At 65.2% G+C, this 13,544-nt stretch carries 13 protein-coding genes; 11 read left to right on the forward strand and 2 right to left on the reverse strand.

Annotation, left to right across the window (positions count from 1 at the left end):
- The first annotated feature begins 92 nt into the window (after window positions 1-92).
- The 5 genes from tpiA (at window position 93) to NF876_RS11590 (ending at window position 4,747) form a co-directional block, all read left to right on the forward strand.
- The gene (gene tpiA / locus NF876_RS11570) at window positions 93-860 is read left to right on the forward strand and encodes a triose-phosphate isomerase (RefSeq protein ID WP_262268947.1); all 768 of its coding nucleotides are present in this window, start codon (window positions 93-95) and stop codon (window positions 858-860) included.
- Window positions 861-980: 120 nt separating this feature from the next.
- The gene (gene secG, locus NF876_RS11575) at window positions 981-1,385 is read left to right on the forward strand and encodes a preprotein translocase subunit SecG (protein WP_262268948.1); all 405 of its coding nucleotides are present in this window, start codon (window positions 981-983) and stop codon (window positions 1,383-1,385) included.
- Between the two features lie 104 nt (window positions 1,386-1,489).
- The gene (gene pyrG / locus NF876_RS11580) at window positions 1,490-3,118 is read left to right on the forward strand and encodes a CTP synthase (protein ID WP_262268949.1); all 1,629 of its coding nucleotides are present in this window, start codon (window positions 1,490-1,492) and stop codon (window positions 3,116-3,118) included.
- Between the two features lie 308 nt (window positions 3,119-3,426).
- Window positions 3,427-4,290 (forward strand): VOC family protein, encoded by an 864-nt coding sequence (locus NF876_RS11585; protein ID WP_262268950.1) that lies wholly within the window; start codon window positions 3,427-3,429, stop codon window positions 4,288-4,290.
- Window positions 4,291-4,345: 55 nt separating this feature from the next.
- Window positions 4,346-4,747, forward strand: coding sequence for a DUF350 domain-containing protein (locus tag NF876_RS11590; RefSeq protein ID WP_262268951.1), 402 nt, complete (start codon window positions 4,346-4,348; stop codon window positions 4,745-4,747).
- Window positions 4,748-4,798: 51 nt separating this feature from the next.
- On the opposite strand, the gene NF876_RS11595 is transcribed toward NF876_RS11590, so the two are convergent.
- Entirely contained in the window at window positions 4,799-5,068 is a 270-nt protein-coding gene (locus tag NF876_RS11595) for a transcriptional regulator (protein ID WP_262268952.1), read from the reverse strand.
- A 296-nt stretch (window positions 5,069-5,364) separates the two neighbouring features.
- Here NF876_RS11595 and kdsA point away from each other — a divergent pair, with 296 nt between their 5' ends.
- Window positions 5,365-6,213, forward strand: a complete 849-nt coding sequence (kdsA, locus tag NF876_RS11600; RefSeq protein ID WP_262268953.1) for a 3-deoxy-8-phosphooctulonate synthase — start codon at window positions 5,365-5,367, stop codon at window positions 6,211-6,213.
- A 110-nt stretch (window positions 6,214-6,323) separates the two neighbouring features.
- Entirely contained in the window at window positions 6,324-7,493 is a 1,170-nt protein-coding gene (locus tag NF876_RS11605; RefSeq protein WP_262268954.1) for an MFS transporter, read from the forward strand.
- Here the strand turns inward: NF876_RS11605 and queF are convergent.
- The gene (gene queF / locus NF876_RS11610) at window positions 7,478-7,927 is read right to left on the reverse strand and encodes a preQ(1) synthase (RefSeq protein ID WP_262268955.1); all 450 of its coding nucleotides are present in this window, start codon (window positions 7,925-7,927) and stop codon (window positions 7,478-7,480) included. The two genes, NF876_RS11605 and queF, sit on opposite strands and share 16 nt — an antisense overlap.
- Window positions 7,928-8,074: 147 nt before the next feature.
- On the opposite strand from queF, the gene eno reads away from it, so the two are divergent.
- The 4 genes from eno (at window position 8,075) to pdhA (ending at window position 13,508) form a co-directional block, all read left to right on the forward strand.
- Window positions 8,075-9,358 carry a phosphopyruvate hydratase gene (gene eno / locus NF876_RS11615; protein ID WP_262268956.1) on the forward strand — a complete coding sequence of 428 codons (1,284 nt, stop codon included), beginning with the start codon at window positions 8,075-8,077 and terminating at the stop codon, window positions 9,356-9,358.
- Window positions 9,359-9,554: 196 nt separating this feature from the next.
- On the forward strand, window positions 9,555-11,786 hold the full coding sequence (locus NF876_RS11620) for a cadherin domain-containing protein (protein ID WP_262268957.1): 2,232 nt from the start codon (window positions 9,555-9,557) through the stop codon (window positions 11,784-11,786).
- Between the two features lie 173 nt (window positions 11,787-11,959).
- The gene (locus NF876_RS11625; protein ID WP_173950535.1) at window positions 11,960-12,274 is read left to right on the forward strand and encodes an FtsB family cell division protein; all 315 of its coding nucleotides are present in this window, start codon (window positions 11,960-11,962) and stop codon (window positions 12,272-12,274) included.
- A 172-nt stretch (window positions 12,275-12,446) separates the two neighbouring features.
- Complete coding sequence (gene pdhA / locus NF876_RS11630) at window positions 12,447-13,508, forward strand: pyruvate dehydrogenase (acetyl-transferring) E1 component subunit alpha (protein WP_262268958.1); 1,062 nt, start codon at window positions 12,447-12,449, stop codon at window positions 13,506-13,508.
- Window positions 13,509-13,544 lie beyond the last annotated feature (36 nt).

Genomic DNA, 13,544 nt, shown 5'->3' on the forward strand with positions numbered 1-13,544 from the left:
ATCAGGGGCTCTACGAAAAGGGCAAGTCTGGTTGAAAGAAGGCTCCAGCCTCTGCTACTGCCGGATTATCAAGCGTGACAGGAGTGCCTCACATGAGCGTCGATAGGCCGCGCCCGCTGGTGGCGGGAAACTGGAAGATGAACGGGTTGAGGTCCTCGACGAGGGTCCTGGAGGAGATCCATGCGGGCTATACCCCGGGCCTCAAGGCCAAGGTCGAGCTCGCCGTCTGTCCGCCCGCCACCCTGGTGGGCGTTTTCGCCCATCACGCCGTCGGGTCCCGGGTGGCCATCGGCGGCCAGGACTGCCATGCCAAGGAATCGGGCGCCTTCACGGGCGATCTGTCGGCCGAGATGCTGGCCGACGCCGGGGCGACCTACGTGATCGTCGGCCATTCCGAACGCCGCCAGTACCACAGGGAGAAGGATGTCGATGTCTGCGCCAAGGCCGTGGCGGCCCATCGCGCCGGCCTGACGGCCATCGTGTGCGTCGGGGAGACCCGCGAGGAGCGTGAAGCGGGCAAGACCTTGGCGGTCGTCCGCAAGCAGCTGCGCGGCTCGATCCCGGTCGATTCGAACAGCCACAACCTCGTGGTCGCCTACGAGCCGGTCTGGGCCATCGGCACCGGCCTGACGCCGACCGTCGCCGACGTGGCGGAGGTGCATGCCCTCGTCAGGGACGAACTGCGCCGCCTCGTGGGCAAGGCGGAGGCGCCGAGGGTCCGCATCCTCTACGGAGGCTCCGTGAAGCCTTCGAACGCCGCCGAGCTGATGGCCGTGGACAACGTCAACGGTGCCCTGGTGGGCGGGGCGAGCCTCGTCGCGGCCGATTTCCTCGCGATCGCCGGCGCCTATCTCGGGTAACGGCGAAAAGGCGGCTTGCGGGTCTTTGATCCTGCGCCCACCTATGCTACAGGCCGCCGCAACGAACGGATTGCGAGCGGCTGCCGCCCTGTGCGCAGCCGCTTGAGGTTTTTGAAAACGATGCAAACAGTTCTCATCATTGTCCACCTGATCATCGTGCTCGCCCTGATCGGCGTGGTTCTCCTGCAGCGCTCCGAGGGCGGCGGCATGGGTCTCGGCGGCGGGGGAGGCGGCGTTTCCGGCTTCATGACCGGGCGCGGCCAGGCCAACGCCCTGACCCGTGCGACGGCGATCCTGGCCGGCCTGTTCTTCGTGACGAGCATCGCGCTCACCGTCATGGCGACCACGACCCGTGCGCCGCGGTCGATTCTCGATGGCGCCGCGCCGGCGGCTCCGGCTCCGGGCCCGCAGGCTCCGGCCGCGCCGCAGGGCGGCAACGTGCTCGAGCAGCTTCAGCGGCTCCAGGGCGATCAGCCGGCGGCTCCGGCCCCCGCCTCGCCAGCGCCGACAGCGCCTCAGCAGTAAGCGAACCAGGGCCGGACCTTCCGGCCCTCTCTTTTTGTGGATGGGTTTCGGGTGGCCGGGTTCTCGATTGCGAATCGGCGCCCGATGTTTATGGATAGGGGTCCATGACGCGGTACGTATTCATCACCGGCGGCGTGGTGTCTTCGCTCGGCAAGGGTCTGGCTTCGGCGGCTCTGGGAGCGCTTCTCCAAGCACGCGGCTACAAGGTTCGGCTTCGCAAGCTCGACCCATATCTCAACGTCGATCCGGGGACGATGAGTCCCTATCAGCACGGCGAGGTCTTCGTGACCGATGACGGCGCTGAGACCGATCTGGATCTCGGGCATTACGAGCGCTTCACCGGCGTTCCGGCCACCAAGGCCGACAACATCACCACCGGGCGCATCTATCTCGACATCATCACCAAGGAGCGGCGCGGCGACTATCTCGGCGCCACCATCCAGGTGATTCCTCACGTGACCAACGCCATCAAGGACTTCGTGCTCACGGGCAACGAGGGCTTCGATTTCGTTCTCGTGGAGATCGGCGGCACCGTCGGCGATATCGAGGGGTTGCCGTTCTTCGAGGCCATCCGCCAGCTCGGCAACGACCTCGACCGGGGTCAGGCGATCTACGTCCACCTGACCCTGCTTCCGTTCATCCCGTCGGCGGGCGAGCTGAAGACGAAGCCGACCCAGCACTCGGTCGCGGAACTGCGCTCCATCGGCATCCAGCCGGACATCCTGCTCTGCCGTACCGACCGCGAGATCCCCAAGGACGAGCGCCGCAAGCTCGCCCTGTTCTGCAACGTGCGCGAGACCGCCGTGATCGAGGCGCGCGACGCCCGCTCGATCTACGACGTCCCGCTCGCCTATCACGAGGCGGGACTCGACAGCGAGGTCCTGGCCGCCTTCGGGCTCGACAGCGCGAAGGTGCCCGACCTGTCCCGGTGGACCAACATCTCCGGGCGCGTCCACAACCCGGAAGGCGAGGTGACGATCGCCGTGGTGGGCAAGTATACCGGCCTCAAGGACGCCTATAAGTCGCTGATCGAGGCCCTTCACCACGGCGGCATCGCCAACCAGGTGAAGGTGAACCTGGAATGGATCGAGAGCGAGATCTTCGAGCACGAGGATCCGGCCCCATTCCTCGAGGGCATCCACGGCATCATGGTTCCCGGGGGCTTCGGCCAGCGCGGCGCCGAGGGAAAGATCCGGGCGGCGCGCTTCGCCCGCGAGCGCAAGGTGCCGTATTTCGGCATCTGCTTCGGCATGCAGATGGCGGTGATCGAGGCGGCGCGCTCGCTCGCCGGCATCCAGGATGCCAGCTCGACGGAGTTCGGCCCGACCGCCGAACCGGTCGTCGGCCTCATGACCGAGTGGCTGCGCGGCAACGAGCTCGAGAAGCGTGCGACCGGCGGCGATCTCGGCGGCACCATGCGCCTCGGGGCCTATCAGGCTTCGCTCAAGCCCGGCAGCAAGGTGGCAGAGATCTATGGCGGCACCGAGATTTCCGAGCGCCATCGGCACCGCTACGAGGTCAACATGACCTACCGCGACCGGCTTGAGGGCAAGGGTCTGCGGTTCTCCGGCGTCTCGCCGGACGGCGTGCTGCCCGAGATCGTGGAGTACGAGGACCATCCCTGGTTCATCGGCGTCCAGTACCATCCCGAGCTGAAATCGCGTCCGTTCGAGCCGCATCCGCTCTTCAAGAGCTTCATCCATGCGGCCGTGGAGCAGAGCCGCCTGGTCTAAGGGCCGCCGCCGCCTGACCCTCGGGCCGAACTCCACCCTCTCCACGTGATCACCGGCCTTGTGCCGGTGATCCCGATCCGTCGGGCACAACGCTCTTCCGATCGGGATGGCCGGGACAAGCCCGGCCATGACAGGCACGATATGCCCTTGACGCGGCATGCCCGGGGGCGAACTCCCGCGCGGCCTTCGCCAAACCGGGCCCGCCGCACGAGCGGATCCTGCGGACCCAGCGGGCCGCGCCAGCGAAAACCGGATCTACTTTTCACATCCGATGCTCTAGGTATGCTCTCGTTACAGGAAAGTGCCCAATGTCACGCCGGATCGACCATCTCGTCATCGCCGTCCGCGATCTCGACCAGGCCGGGAGCTTCTATCACCGTCTCGGCTTTCAGGTCGGCGCCCGCAACCGGCACCCCTGGGGCACCGAGAACCGCATCGTCCAGCTGTCGAATTCCTTCATCGAGCTGATCACGATCGGCGAGGGGGCCGCCATCGCGCCTCATCGGGCGAGCGCCTTCAGCTTCGGGGCCTTCGTCCAGGACTATCTCAGGGACCGCGAGGGTCTTGCGATGCTTGTCCTCGACAGCCGGGACGCGACGGCGGACGCTGCCCTGTTCGATCGGAGCGGCATCGGATCGTTCGAGCCGTTCCATTTCGAGCGCAGTGGACGGCGTCCCGACGGCAGCGAGACGAAGGTCGCGTTCACCCTCGCCTTTGCGGCGGCCGACGGAGCGTCCAAGGCCGGTTTCTTCGTCTGCCAGCAGCATTACCCGGAAAACTTCTGGAATCCGGAGTTCCAGCGCCACGACAACAAGGCCTCCCGGATCGCCTCCGTGACCCTGGCGGCCCCCGATCCGGAGCGCCACCGTGGCTTCCTGACGGCCTTCACGGGGGTTCAGCCCGCGAGCCCCGACGGCGACGACCTGTCGTTTTCCCTCGGCGAGGATCGGGTCGACGTGATGACGCCGGACGACGCGGCCGAGATCTATGGCTCGGTTGAGGCGGAACTCGACCAACCGTCCTTCGTGGCCTTCGCCGTGCGCGTCGAGGACATCCGTCGGCAGGCGACCTGGCTCGACTCCGCCGACATCCCCTACCAGCATATTGGCAGCAGGCTCATCGTGCCGGCCAGCACCGCCTTCGGGGTCGCGATCGCATTCGAGCCAACGTAATCTTAACCATAGCCCCTGTACGGATTGAAATAATGAATCGTATGGGGGATTGACCGTGGCTACATCTCTGGCGGGCCTGCCCGACTTCCTGATCTTCTTCGTCCTCGCGGTCGCCCTGGTCGGCCTGTATCTCGCGATCTACACGCTGGCGACCATGCACAACGAATTCGCGCTCATCCGCGAGAACGTGATCTCGGCCGCCACGGCCCTCGGCTTCAGCCTCGTCGGCTTCGCTCTTCCGCTCGCGAGCGCCATCGTGCACGCCCAGACGATCATCGACTGCCTCGTCTGGGGCCTCGTCGCCCTCGCGGTGCAGATCATCGCATACTGGCTCGTCCGCATCGTGATGCCGAACCTCTCGCAGCGCATCGCCGGCGGCGAGATGGCCGCCGCCCTGTTCCTCGGCGCCGCTTCCCTCGCAGCCGGGATCATCAATGCGGCGGCCATGACGTTCTGAGAACACGTCCGTTCCGGACCGGACGGTCGCGGACCTCTCCTCGAGACGCCGTCAGAGGCTCGCCTCGACCATGCGGGCGAACTGCAAGGCCTCCGCCCGCATGCCAGGAGGCACCAGCATCGGATTCTTGTGTCGGACGGCATACAGCATGGCGATCCGCTCGATCGCCCGGAGATAGAGATCCGGGATCTCGTTCTCGCCCCACTCGAACGACTGGTAGTCGCGCAAGCTGATTTCGATCTCATGCGCCATTCTGCTCTGCGTGAACCCCAGCGCGGTCCTGAGAGCGACCAGTTCCTGCATCTTGCTGTCTTCGGACATGAGAGCGCCCCCCACGCGCCGCCGGGTCAATCGGTCGGTCCGGTTCAGATCGGCCTGAAGGTAAATTTTCTCAGTTTTCCCAGGCAGATAGCATCCTGTTTTCGAATTGACCTAAAGTAAATCGACCTTTGGTTGGAAGCACGGGGTTTGCTGATCTTTGGTTAAGGCTCGATTCGCTCCGGTGCGGTGAGCCCGGCGGCCGGGTCGCTGCCGGAGAGGTGGCCGCCGCCATCCGCGACCGGAAGGCATGCGCATCGCCGCTTTGCTTGCCGGTCCAGAAAGGCTAGAGACGGCGCATGACCGATCCGAAACAGCACCCCACCGTCGTCGAGGCCGGCTCCGTCCGCTTCGGCAACCACCTGCCCGTCAGCATCATCGCCGGCCCCTGCGCCATGGAGAGCCGCGACCACGCGCTCGAAATGGCGGCCGCGCTCAAGGAGATCGCCGGAAGGCTCGGTCTGGGCCTGGTCTACAAGTCGTCCTTCGACAAGGCCAACCGGACCTCGATCTCCAGCGCGCGCGGCATCGGCCTCGACAAGGCGCTGTCGATCTTCGCCGAGGTGAAGGAGAGATACGGCCTGCCGGTGATCACCGACGTGCACGAGAACGACCAATGCGCCCCCGTCGGCGAGGTGGTCGACATCCTGCAGATCCCCGCCTTCCTCTGCCGCCAGACCGATCTGCTGATCGCCGCGGCCAGGACCGGGCGCGTGGTCAACGTGAAGAAAGGCCAGTTCCTGGCGCCCTGGGACATGGCGAACGTGGCCGCCAAGGTGACGGGAGCCGGAAACCCCAACGTGATGCTGACCGAGCGCGGGGCCTCCTTCGGCTACAACACCCTGGTGTCCGACATGCGCTCTCTGCCGATCATGGCCGAGACGGGCGCCCCGGTGATCTTCGATGCCACCCACTCGGTGCAGCAGCCGGGCGGCAAGGGCACGACGTCGGGCGGCCAGCGGGAATACGTGCCGGTGCTCGCCCGAGCGGCCGTCGCGGTCGGCGTGGCCGGCGTCTTCATCGAAACCCACCAGGACCCGGACAAGGCTCCGTCGGACGGGCCCAACATGGTTCCGCTGAAAGAGCTCGAAGGCTTGCTGGCGCAGCTGAAGGCCTTCGACGCGTTGGCGAAGGGCAGGGCGGCCTGACCTTTCCATGACTTTTCAGGAGGTCAGGTCTGCGTTCCTGATCCTCGTGCCGCGACGAGGCCGTGATAAGGAGCGTGAGCTCCGTTCACGGCCTTTTTCATTGGGATTCCATGTCCTCCCGCAACCTGATCCTGATCCTCGCCACCAGCGGCTTCGCGAGCACCTTCTCGGGCCGGGCCGTCGAGCCCATGGTCGGGATCATCGCCCGCGACCTGAACTCCGCCCCGCAGACGATCGCGCTCCTGTCCGCCGCCTTCGCGCTGCCTTACGCCTTCATCCAGCCGGTCCTGGGCCCGATCGGCGATGCCCTGGGCAAGGAACGCGTCATGAAGGTGGCGCTGGCGCTTCTCTTCCTGGCTTTGGCCTGCTCGGTCCTCGCCCCGAACGCGGCGACGCTCTTCACGCTGCGCATCGTCGCGGGCGCGGCGGCCGGCGGGGCGGTGCCGCTTTCCATCGCGCTGATCGGCGACCGGGTCGACATGGCCAAGCGCCAGGTCGCCCTGAGCCGCTACCTGGTCGCCGTGATCATCGGGCAGCTGGCCGGCTCGTCCTTTGCCGGGCTCCTGGCGGAGCTGATCGGCTGGCGCGGGGTGTTCACCCTCTCGACCGGCCTGGTGGCCCTGGCCTTCGCCGCCACCGTGATCGGCTTCCGGGGGGCGTTGCCGGGCGGGAAATTCGATCTCGAGAGCGCGCTCCTGCGCTATCGGGACATCCTGTCCAACCCGCGGGCGCTCACTCTCTTCAGCCTCGTCTTCGTCGAGGCCATCGCGATTTTCGGGATCTTTCCCTATGTGGCGCCGCTGCTCGAGGAGCGGGGCGGGGGCGGGGCCGCGGAGGCCGGTTTCGCCATCGGCGGATTTGCGGTCGGCGGCCTGATCTATTCCGCCCTCGTGAGCTGGATGCTGAGGCGGCTCGGCATCGGCAGGATCCTCCTGGGCGGAGGCTTCTTCGCCGGGGCCGCCCTCGTTGTCCTGGGCCTCGGCGGCGACTGGAAGCTCGATGCCATCGGCCTGCTGCTCATGGGCCTCGGCTTCTACATGCTTCACAACACCTTCCAGGCCCAGGTGACCGAAGTGGCTCCGGGAGCGCGCGCCTCGGCGGTCGCTCTCCACGCCTTCTCGTTCTTCTGCGGTCAGGCGCTCGGCGTCGTCGTGATGGGGGTCGGCCTGCGCAGTATCGGGCTGGCCGGGGCGACGGGCATCGCCGCCCTGATCATCGTCGGGGTCGGCGTGACCGCGTCAGCCCTCCTGACCCGGCCCGCCGCTCAGCGGGCCCGGTAGGGCGCCACGCCCTGATCGGGCAGCCAGAGGTTCTTCGGCAGCTCGCCGGTCTGCCAGAACACGTCGATGGGAATGCCGCCGCGCGGGTACCAATAGCCGCCGATACGCAGGTAACGGGGCTCCAGCAGGTCGGCGAGGCGCTTGCCGATAGCCACCGTGCAATCCTCATGGAAGGCGCCGTGATTGCGGAAGCTGTGCATGTAGAGCTTGAGCGACTTGGATTCGACCAGCCACGGACCGGGCACGTAGTCGATCACCAGGATGGCGAAATCCGGCTGTCCCGTGACGGGGCACAGGGAGGTGAATTCCGGCACGGTGAAGCGGGCGAGATAATCGCTGTCGGGATGCGGGTTGGGCACCCGGTCGAGCTGCGCCTCCTCGGGGGATTGCGGCTGGGCGCTGGCGTGGCCGAGCTTGAGACTGGTTTCCGTCATCGGGAATTGACCTTGGATTGATAAGGGGAAAGCTCTTGCCGTCCTTGCTCACATGGGCATTTCGGTCAATAAGCCAATTCATGACTTGAGGCCGCACCCGTCATCCGGGCGGCGCCGGCCGCACTTCAGCCCGCAGGAGCCTGCCCCATGACCGCCATTATCGACGTTTTCGCCCGCCAGATCCTCGACAGCCGGGGCAATCCCACGGTCGAGGTGGATGTGACCCTCGAAGACGGCTCCATGGGCCGGGCCGCCGTGCCCTCGGGCGCCTCCACGGGGGCCCACGAGGCGGTGGAGCTGCGCGACGGCGACAAGTCGGTCTATCTCGGCAAGGGCGTGCTCAGGGCCGTCGACGCGGTCAACAACGAGATTCTCGACGCCATCGGGGGCATGGACGCGGAGGAGCAGGTCGCCATCGACGAGACCATGATCGAGCTCGACGGCACCCCGAACAAGGGCCGCCTGGGCGCCAACGCCATCCTGGGCGTGTCGCTGGCCGTGGCCAAGGCGGCGGCCGATGCCGCGGCACTCCCGCTTTACCGCTATGTGGGCGGCACGCAGGCCCGCGTCCTGCCGGTTCCGATGATGAACATCATCAACGGCGGCGCCCATGCCGACAACCCGATCGACTTCCAGGAATTCATGATCATGCCGGTCGGTGCCCCGACCCTGGCGGAAGCCGTGCGCATGGGATCCGAGGTGTTCCACACCCTGAAGAAGGCCCTCAAGGATGCCGGCCACAACACCAATGTGGGCGACGAGGGCGGCTTCGCCCCGAACCTTCCCTCGGCGGAGGCCGCCCTAGACTTCATCATGAAGTCCGTCGAGCAGGCCGGCTACAAGCCCGGCCAGGACATCGTGCTCGGTCTCGACTGCGCGGCCACCGAGTTCTTCAAGGACGGCGCCTACCATTACGAAGGAACCGGCCAGAAGCTGAACCCGCAGCAGCAGGCCGAGTACCTGGCCAAGCTCGTGTCCGCCTATCCGATCGCCACCATCGAGGACGGCATGTCCGAGGACGACTGGGAGGGCTGGAAGGCCGTGACCGACCTGATCGGGTCCAAGTGCCAGCTCGTCGGCGACGACCTGTTCGTGACCAACGTGGAGCGTCTGTCCGAGGGCCTCGAGCGGGGCGTCGCCAACTCGCTCCTGGTGAAGGTGAACCAGATCGGCTCGCTCACCGAGACGCTTGCCGCCGTCGACATGGCCCACCGGGCCGGCTACACGGCGGTCATGTCCCACCGCTCCGGCGAGACGGAGGATTCCACCATCGCGGACCTCGCGGTCGCGACCAATTGCGGGCAGATCAAGACCGGCTCGCTCGCCCGCTCGGACCGGACCGCCAAGTACAACCAGCTCATCCGCATCGAGGAAGAGCTCGGTCCCCAGGCGCGCTATGCCGGCCGGGCGGCCCTGAAGGCGCTGCGGTAACCAAGCTCGTCCAAACGAAACGTCGCAGGAATGCAGAAAAGGAGAGGGGGCCGAAAGGCCCCCTTTCTCATTAAGGCTCCGCTCGCGAAACCGAACCCATGAGTTGTAATGTTTTAACATAATTGTTAGTGTGCTGCAGTGCTTTCGGGCGCACGTTCCGGCCTGAGCCATGAACACGACACCAGCGAGGAAATTCATGCCTTCACCCGTTCCTCAGCCGCTCGCGGCTACTACGATTGAGAATCTCGACGGCGATTTGGTTCAGACGACCGTGCAGCAGGTCGCATTCATCGACAGGAACAGGGATGCAACGATAGGTGCCAGCAACCCTCTGGATAGCCTCTTCGTCGATTTCGGCTCAGTCCGTGAGACGACCGAGCAACTCGGGATCGATACGAGCGGTGCTCACATCACGCTGTCAGGGGTATTCGAACAGGACGTCGAAATACTCTACGACGGAACGTCCATCGGGACGGTTTCGACCCTGGACGAGATCGGCATGATCGTCGAGTTCCAGCCCGGTACCACCTCGGTCCAGGTCGAAGAACTCCTCCACGCCCTGACCTACACCAGTACCTCCACCGCCTCGACGATCTTCGAGCGCACCATCTTCATCACGATAAACTCCGACGCCGACACCTATGTCGCCGACACGACGATCCGCGTGGCCCCCGCTTCGGTCGTGTTCCTCGAGAAGGGTGTCGAGGCCGTGACAGGCACGGCGGCGGACGAGACCTTTGCACTCTCCGCGAATGCCCTCGACGTCGGCGATTCCCTCGACGGCGGCGGCGGCGCTGATACGCTGCAGCTCGCCGGCGCCGGGCAATATTTCGATTTCAGATTGTTCGCTGAATTGAAGAACATCGACTCCGTCGTAGGTCGCACCGGCGACGACAGCATCACGCTCACGGCGCAGCAACTGTCCGGCATCTCATCAATCGATGGCGGAATAGGTCCCGATGAGGATCTGGAGAACGACGGCATCGTCGTCACGGGCGGCTCGATCAATCTCTCGGGCAAGGCCATCACCAACATCGAATACATGCTGTTCGACTTGGACAGCAACAGTGTCGTAACATTCGACAATAAGGATCTCGCCCTGAAGACGTCCGGATACTCCGTTGGCCTCAAGCTCGTTCTCACGGGTGACAGCTTCACCCCGGAGGAACGTGAGCAACTGCACCGTCAGGGGTTCAAGTTCGTTCAGGACGGATCCGGTACGGATACCGATGAGCCGCCTCAAATCTCGGGGCTCAACGGCGACCGCCTTTATGTCGTCCCACAAAAACCCGTGCTCCTCGACCACGGGCGGAATGCCGTTCTGTCCGATGATAGTCCGTTCATGAGGGCGCTGACCATCGAAGTGGTCAACGGATCCAATGCGCTCGACCGGGTGGGACTCGACACCACCGGCAAGGTCACCCGGGAGTCCACCGTCATCACCGTCAGCGGGACGGAGATCGGTTATGTTGCTGCGGATACGGGCTCCCGCCTGACCATCTCCTTCTATACGGAGGCGACGCCCGCGCTGGTTCAGGAGCTCATCCGCTCCCTGACCTATACGAGCACCGGCCCGACCGCCGCCGCCCGCGAGGTCAAGATCACCCTCGAAGACAGCGTCGGCAACACGACGCAGGCCACCGTGACGGTTGTCCCCGACGAGAAGCCGACCCAGGTGAATTTCACGGGAACCGCCGTGAACGAACTCGCCGCGAACGGCGAGCAGGTCGGGATCCTGTCGGCCCTCGATGCCAATCCGGACGACAGGGTGACCTTCACGCTGATCGACGACGCCGGCGGACGCTTCAAGCTCGACGCCTCGGGGACGAAAGTGGTCGTGGCCAATGGAGTCAAGCTCGATTACGAGCAGGCATCGGCGCACAGCATCACCGTCCGCGCCACCGACAAGGCCGGTCAGTTCACGGACCAGACCTTCAGGATCGCCGTTCGGGACATCTCAACCGAGATCACGGACGGCACCGGCGGGGACGACCGGATCGTCGCCGGGGCGGGCAAGGATCGCCTCGGCGGCGGCCTCGGCAACGACACCCTCAACGGCGGGGTCGGGAACGACATCCTCACCGGGGGCGGGGGCCGGGACGTCTTCGTTTTCGATTCGAAGCTCGGCAAGACCAATCCGGCCAACAAGAAGAGCAATCTGGACAAGATCGTCGACTTCTCGTTCACGGACGACACCATCCATCTGGCGAAGTCAATCTTCAGCACGATCAAGAAGGGCGCCCTCGCGAAGGGGGCATTCCATGTGGGAGCGGCCGCCCACGATGCCAGCGACCGGATCATCTACAACAAGAATACCGGCGCGCTGCTCTACGACAAGGACGGCACGGGGGCGAAGCAGGCCGTCCAGTTCGCTACCCTGGCCGGGCACCCGCTCAAGGTGTCGGCGAGCGACTTCTTCGTGTTCTGACCGACCCGTCCGTGCCCCATTCGAGCGCGGACGGGCCTCCGCGGTTGCGTGATCCCGTTGCAGTCCCGAGCGGTGAAGCCCGGGCTGGGGCGGCGCGGCGACCCGGGCTCGGAAGGGCGCGCACTGCCCCTGGTCAACACCTCCTTAACCATGCCGGTGTATGACTCGTCTCCATGGTGATCCGCAGACGCGCACGACGATTCTTGATTCCGCTGGTGCTCTACAGCATCTCGGCCGGGGTGGCGGCGTACTTCGTCCATCACGCCCATAGCGGCGCGCGCGGCATCGAGGCGCAACAAAAGTATGAGGCGCAGGTCGCCGAACTTTCCGCGGAACTCGATGGTTTAAAGACCCAGCGCTCCGAGTGGGAGCGCCGCATCGCGCTGCTCCGGAGCGATCAGATCGACCGCGATCTGCTCGAGGAGCGGGCGCGCGTCATGCTGGGCCGCGTGCACAAGAACGACCTGGTGATCATCACCGGACCGTAATTAACAATAACTTAAAAGTTCTGCTTAACTGAAATCCAGTTGATCGAAAATTTCTTTAGCGAATCAATGGGTTGTGCGTTTCATTGTGCACCGCAAAACACCTTTTGACCTACTCGCTTTCCGATTCCGACTGCGCTACAACTTTCGTCGAGGAAACCCTTCGGAGGACCCGATGGCTGTTGCTGCCCGCAAGGCGGGCCGTGCCGGTGCAGGCGCGGCTAACAAGACTACCCCCAGCAAAGGCTCCAAGAACGGAGCCACCCCCAACTCCCCACAATTCGACAAGAACCAGGATCTGTCAGCTTATAACGATATGCTGCTGATCCGCCGCTTCGAGGAAAAGTCCGGCCAGATGTACGGCATGGGACTGATCGGCGGCTTCTGCCACCTCTATATCGGCCAGGAGGCCGTCGTCATCGGCATGCAGATGGCCACGCGAGAGGGCGACCAGGTGATCACGGGTTACCGCGATCACGGTCACATGCTGGCCTGCGGCATGGACGCGAAGGGCGTCATGGCCGAGCTGACGGGCCGTCGCGGCGGCCTGTCGAAGGGCAAGGGCGGCTCCATGCACATGTTCTCCAAGGAGAAGCATTTCTACGGCGGCCACGGCATCGTGGGCGCGCAGGTGTCGCTCGGGACGGGCATCGCGTTCGCGAACCATTACCGCGAGAACGGCAATGTCTGCCTGACCTATTTCGGCGACGGCGCGGCCAACCAGGGCCAGGTCTACGAGAGCTTCAACATGGCGGCGCTCTGGAAGCTGCCTGTCGTCTACGTGATCGAGAACAACCGATACGCCATGGGCACGGCCGTGACGCGTGCGTCCGCCCAGACGGACTTCTCCAAGCGCGGCCTGTCCTTCGGCATCCCGGGCGAGCAGGTGGACGGGATGGATGTCCGCGCGGTCTACGCCGCCGGCCAGCGCGCCGTCGAGCATGCGCGCACCGGCAAGGGTCCGTACATCCTCGAGATGCAGACCTACCGCTACCGCGGCCACTCCATGTCCGATCCGGCGAAGTACCGCACGAAGGACGAGGTGACCCGCATGCGCGAGGAATACGACCCGATCGAGCAGGTCCGCCGCCGCCTGCTGGAGAGCTGGAAGCTGTCGGAAGACGAGCTCAAGGCCATCGACAGCAAGGTGCGCGAGATCGTCAACGAGGCGGCCGAGTTCGCCACGCACGATCCGGAGCCGGATCCGTCCGAGCTCTACACGGACATCCTCCTCTAAGCGACGCGTTGGCGTCGCTTCCCCCCGAATCTCGCC

This window comes from Microvirga yunnanensis, from assembly GCF_025460875.1.